Genomic DNA, 19,138 nt, shown 5'->3' with positions numbered 1-19,138 from the left:
CCTATTGAATCGACACATCGTGCTTTCCGAAAATCGATTCCGATTTCCAGGCCGAGGCGCTAAGCAAAGGACGCCGTCATGTCCTTCATCCCCGCCAGCATTTGCGCCATTGGGCGCGAGCGGAACTCAGGCGTCTGCGCAAGCGCGCCGACATCGAGGCGGGTGTAATTCATGCCCCCGCTGTCGCGCAGGAAAAACAGCTTTCTGTCCAGATCGGAAAGGCTTGTCCATGTGGTGAACTCCGTCGCGATCTCCTCGCTGACCTGCCCCTGTACCTGCAGATGACTGCTCCCCTGGTCCGGATAATCGACGGCAATGCCGCGCGGGCGGTCGAAATTGTTCATGATATGCGCCACCATCTGCACCGCCCGGTCGGGCTCCGCCTGCTTCTCCGCGAATTCGGCATAGAAAGCAGCTCTGACGAAACGGTCCACGGATGTATCCGAGGCAGGCAACCCGGCCTTCGCGATCCCCGCGCCGGACTGCTGTGCCGCATAGGAGCCGAAGTTTGCCTTCGAGCGGTCGATATTGTCAAGGAAGGTATAATTGTTGAGATTGGTGAGATGCCAGGAAAACTGCGGCGCGTTGGTCATGACGCCGACCGGGTTGTCATAGACGGTTCGCGCGCCATGATGAAACTCGATGACAATACTCTTGCCTTGGGCATCATGGACGGCGAAATGAAACGGCATTCGCAGCCCGCCCAGGATCGGAACGCGCTCCAGCGCAACAGGCTGCGAGGCGATAGCCGCCTTCACTTCTTCCACTGTCTCGAACTGACCAAGCACCCAGGCTCCCAGATCGGCGGCGGAGAGCGCGAATGCGGCGCCGTCAGGAATACCATCCTCGCCTGCTGCCTGCGGATAGGACTGAACGCTGAAGGTCAGGCCTGCGCCGTTCAACCCCTCGAGCACTTTCAGGCCCTCGGATGTGAACGGGGCGTCGTCCCGGGGGACGGCCGACGGCATGGTGACCGCGACAAAATGGTGGGACGACGTCCATGTCACGGGTTTGCATCCCTCGACGGCCGACGCCATGGCCAGACCTGCCGGAAAGACGGAAACCTGGTAGGGAAGATCGATGCTGAGTTCGAGCGTTCGGCCCAGATAGGCCCGGTTTTGAGCGTCGAAGTAAAGAAGCGACGTGCACATACCCTTGTCCTCCGTTGTTCGCCCTGGGCCGGGAGCAGGAATGCGTGACCGGTTTCCCATGCACCGACTGACCCGACTGAAATGCCGCGCGCCGAGGCGACATCTCGTAAACGGAACCGGCGCCCTTTTGAACTGTCAGGGCTGACAGTTGCCGCCCCGGCGCGCGGCAGGGCGTCGTCTTTGCCGAGCCTCGCGATTGTCAACCCGCAGCCTGCAGCGCGTGCCGGACTGTGCTTGTGATCGGGTCCATGGTCCATGGACCGGCGAAGTAACAGGCTGCAAGCGGTCGGGAGGGGGGCCGGAAAACAAAAAAGCCCGGACGACCGGGCTTTTTGCGGCGTTTTCAGAACATCCACGGACGTTCAGAAAAATGATTGGTGCCCAGAAGAGGACTCGAACCTCCACACCCTTGCGAGTACCAGCACCTGAAGCTGGCGCGTCTACCAATTCCGCCATCTGGGCAACGACCGCTCGTTTAAGAGACGCGGCGGGTTTCGTCAACGGGTATTTGACGTTTTGACGACAAAAATTTCGCCCGCCCGCCGTCGTCGATCCGGTCTTCAGTCCGCGGCCTTCGGCGCCTTCGCCCGGTCAACGTGGCCGAGATCGCGTTCAGGATCGATGACGTCGCGGATGAGCTGCTTCAGTTCCTTCGGCCCGGGAAAGCCGCCGTTGCGCTTGCGCTCCCAGACGAGCGCGCCATCGATCCGGATTTCGAAAATGCCGCCCGTTCCCGGCTTCAGCGTCACCGCGCCAAGTTCGTGCGAAAAGGTCGACAACAGTTCCTGCGCCATCCAGGCCGAACGCATCAGCCAGTTGCACATGCTGCAATACTCGATGGTCACCGTCGGTTTTTCGCTCATCGGGCGCTCCGCTGTTCCGCAATATCGCTTCCGCGTTCCTTAGGCGCATGACGGAACGCAAGGCAATACCGGCATGCGGCAATTATCCTCATTTTCATTCTTTCCGCGATAAACTGGCCGGTCTGCACGAAAGGAGCACATCATGACCGACGAAACCTTCGAGGGCGGCTGTTTCTGCGGCGCAGTGCGCTTTGCCATGCGCGGGCGACCGATGTTCATTCACGCCTGCCACTGCAAGGACTGCCGCCGGCAATCGGGCGGCCCCTTCGTGATCAATGGACTGATCGAGGCGGACCGGATTTCTCTTTCTGAAGGCGCGCCGGCCTGCCGCACGCTTGCCACCGACAGCGGCTATCCGCACGATCTGTTCTTTTGCGCGGATTGCGGCTCGCCATTGTGGAGCGATTACGGCCGGCGCGGCTGGATGCTTTTCGTGCGGCTGGCGACGCTTGATGCGCCGGAGCGCTTCACGCCGGATGTCCATATCTACACGGTCTCGAAACTCCCCTGGGTGCCGCTGCCCTCCGGCGCCCGCACTTTTCCCCATTATTACGACATGAATGCCGAATGGCCGGCGGAAAGCACGGAAAGGCGACGTTCGGCGCGGGCGCGGGCGGCGAAGGCGGGCGGCAATCCGGCCTGATCTGCGCTGCGGCGGGAACCAAAAGCCTGCTCAACGGTTGCCTTTTCAGGTAAAATAGGCCTTTCTAGCGCAAAGACAGGACCGCAGATGAGTACCAAAGTGAAACCGTTCCTCGCCACGACCTTTACCGCCTGCGCCCTGCTCCTGGCGGGTTGCACCACCTATGAGCAGCCGCGCAGCCTGCCCGCGCCCACCCAGCCGCAGGCCCCGCGCACGGCCGTCGACGGCCAGTGGCGGGACAAGGACGGCATTATCTCCAGCTTCTCCGCCGGAAAGTTCGAAACCCGCACGACGGATTCCAACCAAGTGCTCGCCGTCGGCAGCTACATCGTCAATGGTAATGTGGTCGAGATCGATGTCACCTCGGTGCTGCGACAGACCCGTTCGCGCGTCAACTGCGCCATAGCCGCGCCCTATCTTCTGAACTGCACGCCGAGCCAGGGCGCCCGCTTCTCGCTCTACAAGCCGGCAGCAGCCCCGATCGGCTTCACCCTGGATGATGCGGCAGCCATGACGGCAAATGCGGCCCAGCAGCCGATCGCGCCCGGATCCGCCATGCCGTCCCAGCAGATGGGGTCGGCCCAGCCGCAAATGGGTAGCCAGACCTATTCGACCACCAATCCGTCAAGCACCTACCCGGCATCCGCGACCCCCGGCGTCAACTTCTCCACGATGCAAAGTAGTTCCAACTACTAGGACCAGGCGCGTCAAAAACGGCTCCTTGAGAGGCTGGCTAGCTGCAAAACGCCTCTCAAACATCAATTCGAGGCTTGACGACCAGCCTAAAATCATCGTCACATTCCATGGCTATACTCGGCATCGGGGCCTAAGCGCCGCGCCCTTTCTTCGAACTAGGAGTCTGCCATGCATTCCCTTTCCAAAGCCGCCCTGCTCGCGGCTTCCGTGCTGTCGCTTTCCGCCGGCAGCGCTCTTGCCGATTTTCAGTTGAACATCCTGCACATCAACGATCTTCACTCCCGCATCGAACCGATAAACAAGTATGATTCGACCTGCTCGGCCGAGGAAGCCGATGCCGGCGAGTGCTTCGGCGGCATTGCGCGGGTCAAGGCAGCGATCGACGGAAAGCGCGGAGAGCTCGAGGGCGGGAACCTTCTGGTGCTCGATGCCGGCGACCAGTTTCAGGGCTCTCTGTTCTATACCGAATACAAGGGCGCTCCGATCGCCGAATTCATGAACGGCATCGGCTTCGACGCCATGGCGATCGGCAACCACGAATTCGATGACGGGCCGGAAGAACTGCTGAACTTCATCAACGCCATCGAATTTCCGATCCTTTCAGGCAACACGATCGCCGCGGATGACAGCGTCGTCGCCGGCAAGTTCGACGGTTACACGATCTTCGATTTCGACGGCGAGAAGGTGGCCGTGGTTTCGGTTCTCGCCACCGACACCGGCGAGACATCCTCTCCCGGCGCAAAGATCTCGTTCCAGGACGAAATAGAGTATCTGAACAAGGCCGTGCCGGAAATCGAGGCGGAAGGGGTGAACAAGATCATCCTGCTTTCCCATGTCGGCTACAAGCGTGACCAGGAAATCGCCGCCGCGGTTGACGGGATCGACGTCATCGTCGGCGGCCACAGCCACACCCTGCTCTCCAGCACGGACGAGGACGCCGCCGGTCCCTATCCGACGATGGTTGCCAATCCGTCGGGCGAAGAGGTTCCGGTCGTTACCGCCTATGCCTATTCCAAATATCTCGGCGATCTCGCCGTCACCTTCGATGATGACGGCAAGGTGACCGACGTTTCCGGCGCGCCGATTCTGCTTGATGCATCGGTCACGCCCGACGAGGCCTTTGCGGCGCGGGTCGAGGAGCTTGATGCCCCGCTTGAGGAACTCAAGCAGCAGGAAGTCGGCGAGACCACCGCCGTCGTCGTCGGCGACCGCAATATGTGCCGCGCCGAGGAGTGCCCGATGGGCAATCTCGTTGCCGACGCCATGCTGGAGCGCGTCGCCGGCCAGGGCATTACCATCGCCATCCAGAACGGCGGCGGCGTGCGCGCCTCGATCGATGAAGGCGTCGTCACCATGGGCGAGGTCCTGACCGTGCTTCCGTTCCAGAACACGATCGCCACGTTCCAGCTCAAGGGCTCCGACATCGTTGCCGCGCTTGAAAACGGCCTCTCGAAGATCGAGGAAGGCGCCGGGCGTTATCCGCAGGTTTCCGGGCTCAAATACACCTATGATGCCAGCAAGGAGCCGGGCAGCCGGGTCGTTTCGGTCGAGGTTGAAACCGGCGAGGACGAGTTCGCCCCGATCGATCCCGAGACGGTCTACGGCGTCGTCACCAACAACTACATGCGCGGCGGCGGCGACGGCTATGCGGTCTTCGCTGACAAGGGCATGAAAGCCTATGATTTCGGCCCGAACCTGGAAGAAGCCGTTGCCGAATATCTCGGCGAGAACAGCCCCTATACGCCCTATGTGGACGGCCGCATCACCAATGTGGCGAAGTAACTGAAGCCTCTCAGCCCACAATCTCCCCCCTTGAGGGGGAGATGCCCCGGCAGGGGCAGAGGGGGGTGAACCTTCTCAGTAAACTCGGGGTACGAGGCTTATGCCCTTCCCCCTCTCTGTCGCTTTCGCGACATCTCCCCCTCAAGGGGAGAGATTGTTTGCTGCCCTGTTTCCCCGCCCTTCAATGTCAACAGCAGACAGCATATCCTCCGATCCGCCTGCGACACCCTATAATCTGGCGAAGCCTTGTTTGCGTTGTTATATGAAACCCGACAACGACAACAATGGAAAGACTGCCGATGTCTGAAATGCATGCCGCCTGGCCGGATAACCACCCAAGCGTCGCCTTCGGCAAGGTCGGCGTTCTCCTCGTCAATCTCGGGACGCCGGACGGCACGGACAAGAAATCCATGCGCCGCTATCTGGAAGAATTCCTGACCGACAAGCGCGTGATCGAATGGCCGAAGGCGCTCTGGTATCCGATCCTCTACGGCATCGTTCTCAATCGCCGTCCGGCCAAGGTGGGCGAGGCCTATGAGCTGATCTGGAACAAGGAGCAGAACGAGAGCTTTCTGCGCACCTACACAAGGAGCCAGGCGGAAAAGCTCGCGGGACATTACGCAGGCACCGAGAACCTCGTGATCGACTGGGCGATGCGCTACGGCCAGCCCTCGATCCCCGCCCGCATCGAGGCGCTGAAGGCGGCGGGCTGCGAACGCATCCTTCTCTTTCCGCTCTATCCGCAATATGCCGCCTCGACGACAGCCACGGTCAACGACAAGGCGTTCCAGACATTGCTCGACATGCGCTGGCAGCCGGCGCTTCGAACCGTGCCGCCCTATCACGACGATCCGGTCTATATCGACGCGCTGGCGCAGTCGGTGACCGATCATCTGGCGACGCTCGACTGGGAGCCGGAACTCATCATCACCTCCTTCCACGGCATTCCGCAGTCCTATTTCAAGAAGGGCGACCCCTATCACTGCCAGTGCCAGAAGACAGCGCGGCTTCTGCGCGAGAGGCTCGGTCTTTCCAAGGAGCGGCTGATGATCACCTTCCAGTCCCGCTTCGGCCCGGAGGAATGGCTGCAGCCCTATACGGACAAGACGGTCGAAGGCTTACCCAAGAAGGGCGTGAAGCGGATCGCCGTGATCAATCCCGGCTTCGTCTCCGACTGTCTGGAGACGCTGGAGGAAATCGGCGAACAGGCGCGCGAGAGCTTTCTCGAGCATGGCGGCGAGAAATTCACCCATATTCCCTGTCTCAACGACACGCCTCTCGGCATGCGAGTGATCGAACATGTGGTAAACCGCGAGCTTCGCGGCTGGCTGGAACCGGAAATCGCGCGAGCAGTAATAAACGACACGTAAAGCGTGTTTTCATACTATAAGAACGATAAGACACCACCAGTTTCGGCCGGTGAATAGGAGGAAACGACATGGACATACTGACCGGATTTTCCGTGACCATCATCATTCTGGTGGTCCTGATCCTCCTGACGCTGTTTGCCGGGATCAAGACCGTGCCGCAGGGCTATGGCTATACGGTGGAGCGCTTCGGCCGCTATACCCGCACGCTTACCCCCGGCCTCAACCTGATCATCCCCTTCATCGACCGCATCGGCAAACGCATCAACATCATGGAGCAGGTGCTCGATGTGCCGGAGCAGGAGGTGATCACCCGCGACAATGCCAGCGTCGAGGCCGACGCGGTCGCCTTCTACCAGATCCTCAATCCGGCGAGTGCGGCCTATCAGGTCGCCAATCTGGAGATGGCGATCCTCAACCTGACCATGACCAATATCCGCTCGGTCATGGGCTCGATGGATCTCGACGAACTGCTGTCCAACCGCGATTCGATCAATGAGCGACTGCTGCGCGTCGTCGACCTTGCGGTCGAGCCCTGGGGTGTGAAGGTCACCCGTATCGAGATCAAGGACATCCGCCCGCCGACCGATCTCGTGGAGGCCATGGGCCGGCAAATGAAGGCCGAGCGCGAAAAGCGCGCCCAGATCCTTGAGGCCGAGGGCAGCAAGACGGCGCAGATCCTGCGTTCGGAAGGCTCCAAGCAGTCCGCCATTCTTGAAGCCGAAGGCGAGCGGGAAGCCGCCTTCCGCGAGGCGGAAGCCCGGGAAAGACTGGCGGAAGCCGAAGCCAATGCGACCCGCTCGGTATCCCTTGCGATCGCCGAAGGCGATGTTGCAGCCATCAACTACTTCATTGCCCAGAAATATACGGAGGCCATGGCCTCGATCGGCACGGCGAAGAATTCCAAGGTGGTGCTGATGCCGATGGAGGCGTCATCGCTGATCGGTTCGCTCGGCGGTATCGGTGCGATTGCCAAGGAGGTCTTCGGCACAGATGGCGGCGGCTCGAATGAGCCGGCTGCGCGCCGCTCGACTCCCTCGGTCACGACCGGTTCCAGAAATCAGGAAAGCTGACCGCCGATGGAGCCGATGCTTGACTTCTTCGCCGCTGCAGGCCCGTGGGGCTGGTTCATCGCCGGCCTGCTGCTGCTGGTCGCGGAGCTGATCCTGCCTGGCGTCTTCCTGATGTGGGTCGGCATCGCGGCGCTCATTCTCGGAGCGCTGTCCCTCGCCTTCTGGCCCTTTGGGTTCTGGGGGTGGCAATTGCAGGTGCTGCTCTTCGCCATCCTTTCCGTCGTCGCCATTCTGGCGGGACGGAAGATCCTGAAAAACCGGGAAACGACATCGGACCAGCCGCTGCTCAACCAGCGCGCGGCAAGCCTTGTCGGCCGCACCGCCGTCGTTGTCGACACCATCACCGACGGGCGCGGGCGCATCAAGCTCGATGATACGCTCTGGGTCGTGGAAGGGCCGGACCTGCCGGAAGGCGCGCATGTGCGCATCGTTTCCGGCGATGGACGCAGGCTGACGGTCGCGCCGCTCGAAACCCCGTGAGACGCGTCAGGCCGCGCCAATCCTGAGAAAATCGTGGAAGTGAACGATCCCCACCGGCCGATTGTCATCGTCGACCACCATGAGCGCCGAGATATTGTGCTTGTGAATCAGCGCCAGCGCGCCGGAGACCATCATCGATTTCCTGACGGTTTTCGGGCCGGGCGTCATCACGTCATCGACGGCGAGCGCGCTCATGTCGCGGGAGAGATTGCGCGCCAGGTCACCATCGGTGACGATGCCCGCCAGACGCCCGTCATCGCCGACGACGCCGACGCAGCCGAAGCGGCGCTTGGAAAGCTCCATGATCGCCGCCGGCAAGGGCGTGCCCGAACGCACCAGCGGGATTTCCTCACCCACATGCATGATGTCGGCCACATGCGAGAGCAGCGCGCCGAGCTTGCCGCCGGGGTGATAGACCTTGAAGTCAACGGCGGAAAAGCCACGCACCTCGAGTAGCGCTATCGCCAGCGCGTCGCCGATGGCAAGCTGCATGGTTGTCGACGTGGTGGGCGCCAGTCCCAGCGGACACGCCTCCTCCGCCTTGGGCAGCGACAGCACGATATCGGCGGCCAGCGCCAGCGAGGATTGCGTCCCGGCGGTAATCGCGATCAGCGGAATGGCGAAGCGGCGGGTATAGGCGACCAGCGCGGTCAGTTCGCTGCTTTCCCCGCTCCAAGACAGCGCGACAACGGCATCCTTCTGCGCGATCATGCCCATATCGCCGTGATTGGCCTCGGCCGGATGCACGAAGAAGGCCGGCGTTCCGGTGGAGGCGAAGGTGGCGGCGATCTTGGTGCCAACATGGCCGCTCTTGCCGACGCCGGAGACAATCACATGGCCCTGCGTTTGCCTGAGCAAGGCAACGGCCTTTTCAAAGGGCTCGCCCAGCCCGTTCTCAAGCGCCGCGGCAAGCGCGTCGAGACCCTTTTTCTCGAACGCCAGCGTTCTCAGGGCTGAAAGGGTCGCATCACCCGCATGTGTCGTGTCGGTCGTCTCGTCCATGCTCCGCTGTTAGCGCCTTTGGGTTTTGCAATCAATAGAACAATCGCTTCGGGCGAGCGGCAGGAGGCATCCATCATACGGGGCCCGCAAGGTCCGCCTTTCGCCGCATCCAGTCGCCGGCAAGGCCGGGCCAGGCCGCTTGCGTGCCGTTGAGCGACCGCAGCGCGAAGCCGTGCGGCGCATCGGCAAAGACATGCAGGTCAACATCAAGTCCGAGGGCGGCCGCTGTCCCAACATAGTTGAGCGCGTGTTGCAGCGGAACCGAGCGATCATGCGCCGCATAGGCGAGAAACACCGGAACCTTCGGCAGGCCGTGGGGGTGCTCGGCAAGCCCGATCGGCCAGGCGTCATAGAAGTCCTGTTTTTCGAGCGGGGGATAGTCCGGCTTGTCTTCGGGAAACTTGTGGGCGCGGTGGTTGGCGTTGATCGGCGCATAACAGATCAAGGCGCCCGCCGCTTTCAGCCGATGCGGCTGGCAGGCCATGACGCCGGCCAGATGTCCGCCGGAGGACAGGCCGAAATGAAAGAGCGGCAAGTCGCTTTGCGCACCAGCGAGGTGATCAAGCGCCAGCATTCCGTCTTCGAGCGCGATGCCCTTCGGATAGCGCCCGCCCTTGCCGTCATCAGCGCCCGGCAGCCGGTGAATGAGGAGATTGACCTCGATGCCGAGCCCGTTCAGCCAGGCGGCGACCTCCGGCCCCTCCTTGTCATAGACGATCCTGGTATATCCGCCGCCGGCATAGAGCAGCACCCGCGCTCGGGCTGCGTCCACGCGCCAGACATGCAATTCGGGGCGGTGAACCACGGTGAACTGACGGTCCGGGCGCTCGCCTTCGAGCTCGTTCCTGGGACCATCGACAAGTGGAATGACCACGGGGTCGATTAGGCTGGATGATGACACGTTCATACTTTCGGCAATAAAAAAGCGGCGCCTCGAAGCGCCGCCCGGTATCGGTCGCAAGGCGCCGCAGCGCCTCCCGGAAGTCTCCCGTCATTTCAGCGCGGAGATCAGCGCCTTGAGCTCGTCCTCAACCTTCGGACGGATGTCGTCGCGCTTCAGCGCCAGCGCCACATTGGCAATGATGAAGCCTTCCTTGGAGCCGCAGTCGAAGGTCTGGCCGTCGAACTTGTAGCCGTAGAAATCCTGCTCCTGCGCCAGTTTCAGCATGCCGTCGGTCAGCTGGATCTCATTGCCGGCGCCGCGTTCGAGCACTTCGAGAATCGGGAAGATTTCCGGCTGCAGAATGTAACGGCCATTGATGAAATAGTTCGAGGGCGCAGTGCCCTTTTCCGGCTTCTCGACCATCTCGGTGATCCTGAAGCCGCTTCCGACAGCCTCGCCGACGCCGACGATGCCGTATTTGTGCGCAAGTTCGGGATCGCACTCCTCGACGGAAACGACATTGCCCCCGGCAACGTCATAGACTTCCATCATACCCTTCAGGCAGGGCTTTTCCGCCTCCATCACCATATCCGGCAGGATCAGCGCAAACGGCTCGGGACCCACGACTTCGCGCGCGCACCAGACGGCATGGCCGAGCCCGTGCGGCTCCTGCTGGCGGGTGAAGGTGGCGGTGCCCGCGGCCGGCAGCATGTCGGCGAGAAGGCTGAGCTCGGCATGCTTGTTACGCGCCTTCAACGTGCTTTCCAGCTCGTACTGAATGTCGAAGTAGTCTTCGATCACATGCTTGTTGCGGCCGGTGACGAAAACGAAATGCTCGATCCCCGCCTCGATCGCCTCATCGACGACATACTGGACGATCGGCTTGTCGACAACCGGGAGCAATTCCTTCGGCACGACCTTCGTGGCGGGCAGGAACCGCGTTCCCAGACCTGCAACCGGCAGAACCGCCTTGCGAACCTTCTTGTGCTGAGCCAAGACCCTCTCCTCTATTGAAAAATAAACTAAGTTTCACTCAAGTATGAGTAAGGTCTAACAAGAAGCAATAGCGAGCGCAATCAAGGCAACGACCCTTTCACGCTTTTTCCGGGAAAGGCTGCGGCGTCACGCCGCAGCCTGCAATTTCATCAGCGATTTCAGCGCGGCAACAGGGTCTCGCCCATCAGGGCGAGGTCGATCGAACGGGCGGCCTGACGGCCCTCGCGGATCGCCCAGACGACGAGCGACTGGCCGCGCCGGACATCGCCGGCGGTCCAGAACCTGTCGACCGACGTCTTGTAGTCATCATCATTGGCGACAACATTGACCGAACCGCGACGGTCCGTATTCAGCGTCAGCCGTCCTTCCAGATCGGACAGCACGCCGGTCTTCAGGGGGCCGCGGAAACCGATGGCGATGAAGGCGAGGTCGGCCTTGATGACAAACTCCGTGCCGGCGATCGGCTGGCGCTTCTCGTCCACATGGCAGCATTTGACGCCAGTGAGCACGCCCTCCTCGCCGACGAATTCCAGCGTCGCCACCTGGAACTCGCGAATTGCGCCTTCGGCCTGGGAAGAGGAGGTGCGCATCTTGGTGGCCCAGAACGGCCAGACGGCGAGCTTGTCTTCCTTTTCCGGCGGCTGCGGGCGGATATCGAGCTGGGTCACCTTGACGGCGCCCTGGCGGAAGGCCGTGCCGACGCAGTCGGACGCGGTATCGCCGCCGCCGACGACCACGACATGCTTGCCGCCGGCCAGGATAGGCTCCGAGGGCCAGCCGGTGCTGTCTATGCTCTCGCGGCCCACCCGCTTGTTCTGCTGAACGAGGAAGGGCATGGCATCGTAGACGCCGTGCAGATCGCCGCCGCCGATGCCGGAAGCGCGCGGCGTTTCCGAGCCGCCGCAATAGAGCACCGCATCATACTCGGCGAGCAGGTCGTCGATCTTGACGTCGACGCCGACATTGACGCCGCAACGGAACTCGACCCCTTCGCCGCGCATCTGTTCGACGCGGCGATCGATGAAGTTCTTCTCCATCTTGAAATCCGGGATGCCGTAACGCAGCAGTCCGCCGGGCTTGGCCTCCCGCTCGAACACAACGACATCATGGCCGGCGCGGCCAAGCTGCTGGGCCGCCGACATGCCGGCCGGTCCGGAACCGATCACGGCAACCTTCTTGCCGGTCTTGGTCGTTGCCGGCTTCGGCACGATGAAGCCCAGTTCGTAGGCCTTGTCGGCGATCGCCTGCTCGATCGTCTTGATCGAGACCGGAATGTCCTCGAGGTTCAGCGTGCAGGCCTCCTCGCAGGGCGCCGGGCATACCCGACCGGTGAATTCCGGAAAATTGTTGGTCGAATGCAGGTTTGCGATCGCCTCTTTCCAGTTGCCGCTATAGACCAGATCGTTCCAGTCCGGAATCTGGTTGTGGATCGGACAGCCGGTCGGACCATGGCAATAGGGAATGCCGCAATCCATGCAGCGGGCCGCCTGCTTCTGCACTTCCGGGTCCGACATCGGAATGGTGAATTCGCGGAAATGACGGATGCGATCGGAGGCCGGCTGATACTTCGCGACCTGCCGGTCGATTTCCATAAACCCAGTAACCTTGCCCATTTCGTAATCCTGACTACTTCAAGCTGACGTTACGCGCTCGTGGCGCGCGCAAGAAAGCGTCCCGCACTCAAAAGCCGGGACGCCGACAGATGTCTGTTGCCTCTTATTCTGCCGCGACACCCATGCGCATGCGCTCCATCTCTTCCAGAGCGCGGCGATATTCGACCGGCATGACCTTGCGGAACATCGGGCGGTAATGCGCCCAGTCGTCCAGGATCGCCTTGGCGCGGCCCGAGCCTGTGTAGAGCAGATGGTTGGTAATGAGCCGCACCAGGCGCTCCTCGTCATGCCGGGTCATGTCGCCGGAAACGTCGACGCGGCCCTTGTGCATGAGATCGCCGCCGTGATGGTGGAGCTTTTCCAGCATGTCGTCTTCTTCCGGCACCGGCTCCAGCATGACCATTGCCATGTTGCACCGGTCGGCAAAGCCGCCGTCCTCATCGAGAACGTAGGCCACGCCGCCCGACATGCCGGCCGCGAAATTGCGGCCCGTCGGGCCGAGCACGACGACGAGGCCGCCGGTCATGTATTCGCAGCCATGGTCGCCAACGCCCTCGACGACGGCAATCGCTCCGGAGTTTCTGACGGCGAAGCGTTCCCCGGCCACGCCGCGGAAATAGCACTCGCCGGAAGTCGCGCCGTAAAGCACCGTATTGCCGACGATGATCGATTCCTCCGGCACGATCGGGGAGTTCTCCGGCGGACGGATGATGATCTTGCCGCCCGAAAGCCCCTTGCCGACATAGTCGTTGCCGTCACCGATCAGGTCAAAGGTCACGCCGCTTGCCAGGAACGCGCCGAAGGACTGTCCGGCCGTGCCGGTGAGCGTCACGGAGATCGTGTCTTCCTTCAGGCCCTTCTCGTTCCAGCGCTTGGCGACCTCGCCCGAGAGCATGGCGCCGGCGGAGCGGTCGACATTCTTGATCTCGACGTCGAAGGCGACCTTTTCCTTGTTCTCGAGCGCCGGCATCGCCTTTTCGATCAGCCTGCGGTCGAGGATATCGTCGATCGGGTGCTTCTGGCGCTCGGTCCAGAAGGTCGCGTCCTTGGGTGCTGCCACCTTGTGGAAGATCTTCGAAAAATCGAGCCCCTTGGACTTCCAGTGCGCGATCGCCTCATCCTTGTCGAGGAGTTCGACAGAGCCGATGACCTCGTTGAGGCTGGTGAAGCCGAGGGCCGCCAGCATCTCGCGCAATTCCTCGGCGACGAAGAAGAAGTAGTTGACCACATGTTCTGGCAGGCCCTTGAAGCGCTTCCTCAGGACCGGGTCCTGGGTGGCGACGCCGACAGGGCAGGTGTTCAGGTGGCACTTGCGCATCATGATGCAGCCGGCCGCAATCAGCGGCGCGGTGGAGAAACCGAACTCATCCGCGCCGAGCATGGCGCCGATCAGCACGTCGCGACCGGTCTTCAGCCCGCCGTCGACCTGCAGCGCGATGCGCGATCTGAGACCGTTCAGCACCAGCGTCTGCTGGGTTTCGGCAAGGCCGATTTCCCACGGGCTGCCGGCATGCTTCAGCGAGGTCAGCGGCGAAGCGCCGGTGCCGCCGTCAAAACCGGAGATGGTGATGTGGTCGGCGCGCGCCTTGGCAACGCCGGCGGCAACCGTGCCGACGCCCACTTCGGACACCAGCTTGACCGAGACATCGGCCGTCGGGTTGACGTTCTTCAGATCGTAGATCAGCTGCGCCAGATCCTCGATCGAATAGATGTCATGGTGCGGCGGCGGCGAGATGAGACCGACACCCGGCGTCGAATGACGGGTCTTGGCGATCGTCGCATCGACCTTGTGGCCGGGAAGCTGGCCGCCCTCGCCGGGCTTGGCGCCCTGGGCCACCTTGATCTGAAGCAGATCGGCATTGACCAGATATTCGGTCGTCACGCCGAAACGGCCCGACGCAATCTGCTTGATCGCCGAGCGCTCCTTCGGATAGGAGCCGTCGGGCAGCTTCAGATAGCGGTCACTCTCCTCGCCGCCCTCGCCGGTGTTCGACTTGCCGCCGATCTGGTTCATGGCAATCGCAAGCGTCGTATGCGCCTCGCGCGAAATCGAGCCGAAGGACATGGCGCCGGTGGAGAAGCGCTTGACGATCTCGGAAGCCGGTTCAACCTCCTCGAGCGGCACCGGCTCGCGTCCGATCTCCTCGGCATTCCTGATCCGGAAAAGGCCGCGAATGGTGTTCATCCGAAGCGCGGTCGTGTTTTCCATCTTCGCGAAGGCGTCATAGCGGTCGCGCGCATTGCCGCGCACGGCATGCTGCAGCTCGGCCACGGCATCCGGCGTCCAGGCATGGGCCTCGCCGCGGATCCGGTAGGCATATTCGCCGCCGATATCGAGCGTGGAAGCAAGCACGGGATCCTTGCCGAAGGCGGCGCGATGGCGGGCGACCGTCTCCTCGGCCACTTCGGTCAGGCCAACGCCCTCTATCATCGAGGCCGTGCCGAAGAAGAAGCGTTCCACGAATTCCGACGACAGGCCGATGGCGTCGAAGATCTGCGCGCCGCAATAGGACTGGTAGGTGGAGATGCCCATCTTGGACATGACCTTCAGCATGCCCTTTCCGATCGCCTTGATATAGCGGTAGATCACCTCGCCGGCGTCGACCTCCTCGGGGAACATCCCCTTGGCGTGCATATCGGCCAGCGTATCGAAGGCGAGATAGGGGTTGATGGCTTCCGCACCATAGCCGGCGAGACAGCAGAAATGATGCACTTCGCGCGGCTCGCCCGATTCGACCACGAGGCCGACCGAGGTTCTGAGCCCCTTGCGGATCAGGTGATGGTGCACGGCGGCGGTCGCCAGAAGCGCGGGGATCGCGATCCGGTCCGGGCCTATCTGGCGGTCGGAAAGCACGATGATGTTGTAGCCGCCCTTGACGGCAGCTTCCGCGCGCTCGCACAGCCGGTCGATCATCTCCGGCATGCCGGCTTCGCCCTGATCGGCGCTATAGGTAACGTCGAGCGTCTTGGTGTCGAACCGGTCCTCCGTATGACCGATGGAGCGAATCTTCTCCAGATCGCCATTGGTCAGGATCGGCTGGCGCACTTCCAGGCGCTTCTCGCGCGAGGCGCCCTCATGGTCGAGAATGTTCGGACGCGGGCCGATGAAGGAGACCAGGCTCATCACCAGCTCCTCGCGGATCGGGTCGATCGGCGGGTTGGTAACCTGGGCGAAGTTCTGCTTGAAATAGGTGTAGAGCAGCTTCGACTTGTCCGACATCGCCGAAATCGGCGTATCGGTGCCCATCGAGCCGATCGCTTCCTGCCCCGTGGTCGCCATCGGCGACATCAGGATCTTGGTGTCTTCCTGGGTGTAGCCGAAGGCCTGCTGGCGGTCGAGCAGCGACACGTCGCGCCGGAGCGCGCGCGGTTCAACCGGCTTAAGCTCCTCCAGAATGAGCTGGGTCCGGTCCAGCCAGTCCTGATAGGGGTGCATGCCGGCAAGCTCGGACTTGATCTCGTCATCGGAAATGATCCGGCCCTTTTCCATGTCGATCAGAAGCATGCGGCCGGGCTGCAGGCGCCACTTGGCAACGATGTTTTCTTCCTCGACCGGCAGAACGCCGGCTTCAGACGCCATGATGATCCGGTCATCCTTGGTGATCAGATAGCGCGCCGGACGCAGACCGTTACGGTCAAGCGTCGCGCCGATCTGGCGGCCATCGGTAAAGGCAACGGCGGCCGGGCCGTCCCACGGCTCCATCAGGGCGGCGTGATATTCGTAGAAGGCGCGCGTCTGCGGCCCCATCGACATGTTGCCGGCCCAGGCTTCCGGGATCAGCATCATCACTGCATGGGCCATGGAATAGCCGCCCTGAACCAGGAATTCGAGCGCGTTGTCGAAACAGGCCGTATCGGACTGGCCCTCGTAGGAGATCGGCCAGAGCTTGGAGATATCATCGCCGAAGAGCGGCGATGATACGGAAGCCTGCCGCGCGGCCATCCAGTTCACATTGCCCCTGAGCGTGTTGATCTCGCCGTTATGGGCGACCATGCGATAGGGATGCGACAGCTTCCACGACGGGAAGGTGTTGGTCGAAAAGCGCTGGTGCACGAGGGCAACGGCGGACTCGAAGCGCGGATCGGACAGATCCTTGTAATAGGCGCCGACCTGATAGGCGAGGAACATGCCCTTGTAGACGATGGTCGAGGACGACATCGAGACGATGTAGAAATCCTCGGCCGCGCCTTCCGATTCGGAAAAGATCGTGTTCGAGATCACCTTGCGCAGAATGAACAGACGACGTTCAAAATCCTGCTGCGTATCGGCGCGCGCGCCGGCGCCGATGAAGACCTGCAGGTGATAGGGCTCGGTGGCGGCGATATCCTCCGCCTTCGACAGCGATGAATTGTCGACAGGCACTTCGCGGAAGCCGATGAAGCGCTGTCCTTCGTCGGCGATCACCTTCTGGATGATGTCCTTGTAATGGGCGATGCGCTCGGGATCGCGCGGCATGAAGAAATAGCCGACGGCATATTCGCCGACCTTCGGCAGCACGATGCCTTCGGCCGCCATTTCCTCACGGAAGAACCTGTCCGGAATCTGCATCAGCATGCCGGCGCCGTCGCCCATCAGCGGGTCGGCGCCGACCGCGCCGCGGTGGGTGAGATTTTCGAGAATGAACAGGCCGTCCTTGACGATCTGGTGCGACTTCTCGCCCTTCATATGGGCGATGAAGCCGACGCCGCAGGCATCGTGCTCGTTCCTCGGATCATAGAGCCCCTGACGTTTGTTGCGACGGCCGTCGGCAGCTTTATTGGCGGCAGGCGTCACGGTCATTTGCGTGAGCGGGGCACCACTGAGCGCGGATGGCGTCATCTTCGTCATACAAGATCTCCTTAAAACCTGCCGGAATGCAGGCGAAACCGGATCGTGGGGAGCAGGCAAATGCGTGAAGACGCTGTCGCGCCCCGCCGCCTGCAGACCTCTCTCTCATTTAAAACCGGGACGACCATACAACGGGCGCTCCAGCCGATGGCTCTTGTCGTGAGCGAGGCAGGAGCGCGGCCTTCCGCTTGTGCGGTCATTATAGACCAAAAAGCGGGAACGCGTCAGCCCCTTGCGACCGGCACACGACACAGCCGGACATAAAAATAGGACAGCATAACTGTCCTATCTGCCGTTCATGCCAGAAACCACGCAAAGTGGCAAGCAAATAATGAAATCGCGCGTCCGAAGGCGAGAGAAAATTACGCCGGATGACCGGCCAGCGCAACAAAGTTACCCATTTCAAGGTTCTTTCGACAGACGTGAAAGAAAACGGCAATTTATAGGCAGAATCCACGCCCATCAAGCCGACAGGCGCAAACTCCTGCGAAGACAGCACCTCGCACCGGACATCGGGAATGCCCCTTTACAGGCGGCGACCTTTTCCCTGATATCCCGCTAACCGCATTTCCAGAACGCTTTTGAGGTCTTTATCCATGTTTTTTGCTTCCGACAACTGGTCCGGCGCCCATCCCGCAATCGGCGAGGCGCTGCTGCGCGAACAGTCGGGCTATGCCAATGCCTATGGCACAAGCCCGCTGGACCGGAAGATCGAGGCGCGGTTCAACGATCTCTTCGAGCGCGAGGTCGCCGTCTTCTTCGTCGGCACGGGCACGGCGGCCAATTCGCTGGCGCTTTCCTCCGTCGGGCGGCCGGGCGGCGTGGTCTTCTGCCACAAGGACGCCCACATCGCCAATGACGAGGGCGGCGCGCCGGAATATTTCACCGGCGGCGGCAGGCTCGCCACCGTTTCGGGCCCGGAAGGCAAGATGACGCCGTCGGAGCTGAGGCGCATCGCCGCGCGCTATCCGGCGGATTTCATCCATCACGGCCAGCCCATGGCGCTGTCGCTGACGCAATCGACGGAGGTCGGCACCGTCTACGGACTTGACGAAATTGATGCGCTTACCGCTGTCGCAAAGGAAGGCGGCCTTCCGGTTCACATGGATGGCGCGCGCTTTGCCAATGCGCTTGTCGCGCTCGATGCGACGCCGGCCGAAATGACGTGGAAGCGCGGCGTCGACATTCTCTCCTTCGGCGGCACCAAGAACGGCTGCTGGTGCGCGGAGGCAATCGTGTTCATGAACCCGGACCAGGCGCGGGAGATGCCCTTCATCCGCAAGCGCGCCGCCCATCTCTTCTCCAAGACCCGCTTCATCTCCGCCCAGCTCGACGCCTACCTGACCGACGACCTCTGGCTCGACCTTGCCCGCCACTCAAACGCCATGGCCGAGCGGATGCGCATTGCCTTTCGCAAATCGGCAAAGGCGCGGCTTGCCTGGGAGACCCAATCGAACGAGGTCTTCATCATCCTGCCGAAGGCCGCGGCCGAAGCCGCGCGCAAGGCCGGCGCTGAGTTCTACGACTGGCTGACGCCGGCAGACCAGCCCGGACTTGTGGCTGAAGACGAGGTTCTGGCGCGCTGCGTGACCAGCTTCGCCTCGACGGAGGCCGAGGTCGATCGCTTTGTCTCCTTCCTTGAGGCCGAGCCGCTCACAAACGGGTAACGGCGCCTCACAGGCCGGTGACGCGGCGTGACTGCCGGGTGACGCTCGATTGATTTCCAAGTGAAGGCCGATTTTGCAAAACTCCTGCGTGCAA

14 protein-coding genes and 1 tRNA gene are annotated in these 19,138 nt (G+C 62.0%); 7 read left to right on the top strand and 8 right to left on the bottom strand.

Going from position 1 to position 19,138, the window contains the following annotated elements; translation table 11 throughout:
* Positions 1-59: 59 nt before the first annotated feature.
* The 3 genes from AZF01_RS03040 to AZF01_RS03030 all read right to left on the bottom strand — a co-directional run bounded on the left by AZF01_RS03040 (position 60) and on the right by AZF01_RS03030 (position 2,014).
* Positions 60-1,151 carry a linear amide C-N hydrolase gene (locus tag AZF01_RS03040; RefSeq protein WP_024709019.1) on the bottom strand — a complete coding sequence of 364 codons (1,092 nt, stop codon included), beginning with the start codon at positions 1,149-1,151 and terminating at the stop codon, positions 60-62.
* Between the two features lie 375 nt (positions 1,152-1,526).
* A tRNA-Leu gene (locus AZF01_RS03035) sits at positions 1,527-1,613 on the bottom strand.
* Positions 1,614-1,711: 98 nt separating this feature from the next.
* Positions 1,712-2,014, bottom strand: coding sequence for a SelT/SelW/SelH family protein (locus AZF01_RS03030; RefSeq protein WP_024709018.1), 303 nt, complete (start codon positions 2,012-2,014; stop codon positions 1,712-1,714).
* A gap of 142 nt (positions 2,015-2,156) precedes the next feature.
* Here AZF01_RS03030 and AZF01_RS03025 point away from each other — a divergent pair, with 142 nt between their 5' ends.
* The 6 genes from AZF01_RS03025 (at position 2,157) to AZF01_RS03000 (ending at position 8,055) form a co-directional block, all read left to right on the top strand.
* Complete coding sequence (locus AZF01_RS03025; protein ID WP_024709017.1) at positions 2,157-2,657, top strand: GFA family protein; 501 nt, start codon at positions 2,157-2,159, stop codon at positions 2,655-2,657.
* A gap of 87 nt (positions 2,658-2,744) precedes the next feature.
* Positions 2,745-3,353 carry a hypothetical protein gene (locus AZF01_RS24410; protein ID WP_244435585.1) on the top strand — a complete coding sequence of 203 codons (609 nt, stop codon included), beginning with the start codon at positions 2,745-2,747 and terminating at the stop codon, positions 3,351-3,353.
* Between the two features lie 168 nt (positions 3,354-3,521).
* A complete protein-coding gene (locus AZF01_RS03015; RefSeq protein ID WP_024709015.1) occupies positions 3,522-5,135 on the top strand; it encodes a bifunctional UDP-sugar hydrolase/5'-nucleotidase in 1,614 nt (537 codons plus the stop codon).
* A 299-nt stretch (positions 5,136-5,434) separates the two neighbouring features.
* The gene (gene hemH, locus AZF01_RS03010) at positions 5,435-6,505 is read left to right on the top strand and encodes a ferrochelatase (protein ID WP_024709014.1); all 1,071 of its coding nucleotides are present in this window, start codon (positions 5,435-5,437) and stop codon (positions 6,503-6,505) included.
* A 77-nt stretch (positions 6,506-6,582) separates the two neighbouring features.
* A complete protein-coding gene (locus AZF01_RS03005) occupies positions 6,583-7,575 on the top strand; it encodes an SPFH domain-containing protein (protein ID WP_024709013.1) in 993 nt (330 codons plus the stop codon).
* A gap of 15 nt (positions 7,576-7,590) precedes the next feature.
* Positions 7,591-8,055, top strand: a complete 465-nt coding sequence (locus AZF01_RS03000; RefSeq protein WP_024709012.1) for an NfeD family protein — start codon at positions 7,591-7,593, stop codon at positions 8,053-8,055.
* A gap of 6 nt (positions 8,056-8,061) precedes the next feature.
* Here the strand turns inward: AZF01_RS03000 and AZF01_RS02995 are convergent, their stop codons facing one another.
* The 5 genes from AZF01_RS02995 to gltB form a co-directional block, all read right to left on the bottom strand.
* Entirely contained in the window at positions 8,062-9,057 is a 996-nt protein-coding gene (locus AZF01_RS02995; RefSeq protein WP_024709011.1) for an SIS domain-containing protein, read from the bottom strand.
* Positions 9,058-9,130: 73 nt separating this feature from the next.
* Positions 9,131-9,958, bottom strand: coding sequence for a S9 family peptidase (locus AZF01_RS02990; protein WP_197489632.1), 828 nt, complete (start codon positions 9,956-9,958; stop codon positions 9,131-9,133).
* Between the two features lie 90 nt (positions 9,959-10,048).
* Positions 10,049-10,936: a UTP--glucose-1-phosphate uridylyltransferase GalU gene (galU, locus tag AZF01_RS02985; protein WP_024709009.1), complete on the bottom strand. Its 888-nt coding sequence runs from the start codon at positions 10,934-10,936 to the stop codon at positions 10,049-10,051.
* Positions 10,937-11,094: 158 nt separating this feature from the next.
* On the bottom strand, positions 11,095-12,549 hold the full coding sequence (locus AZF01_RS02980) for a glutamate synthase subunit beta (RefSeq protein ID WP_024709008.1): 1,455 nt from the start codon (positions 12,547-12,549) through the stop codon (positions 11,095-11,097).
* 103 nt (positions 12,550-12,652) lie between these two features.
* Entirely contained in the window at positions 12,653-17,329 is a 4,677-nt protein-coding gene (gene gltB, locus AZF01_RS02975; RefSeq protein WP_244435588.1) for a glutamate synthase large subunit, read from the bottom strand.
* 644 nt (positions 17,330-17,973) lie between these two features.
* On the opposite strand from gltB, the gene AZF01_RS02970 reads away from it, so the two are divergent.
* Positions 17,974-19,044 (top strand): low specificity L-threonine aldolase, encoded by a 1,071-nt coding sequence (locus AZF01_RS02970; RefSeq protein ID WP_024709006.1) that lies wholly within the window; start codon positions 17,974-17,976, stop codon positions 19,042-19,044.
* Positions 19,045-19,138 lie beyond the last annotated feature (94 nt).

It is taken from the genome of Martelella sp. AD-3, assembly GCF_001578105.1.
Classification (GTDB): Bacteria; Pseudomonadota; Alphaproteobacteria; order Rhizobiales; family Rhizobiaceae; genus Martelella.
Note: the sequence above shows the minus strand (reverse complement) of the source record. Positions and strands in the feature narration are given on the sequence as shown.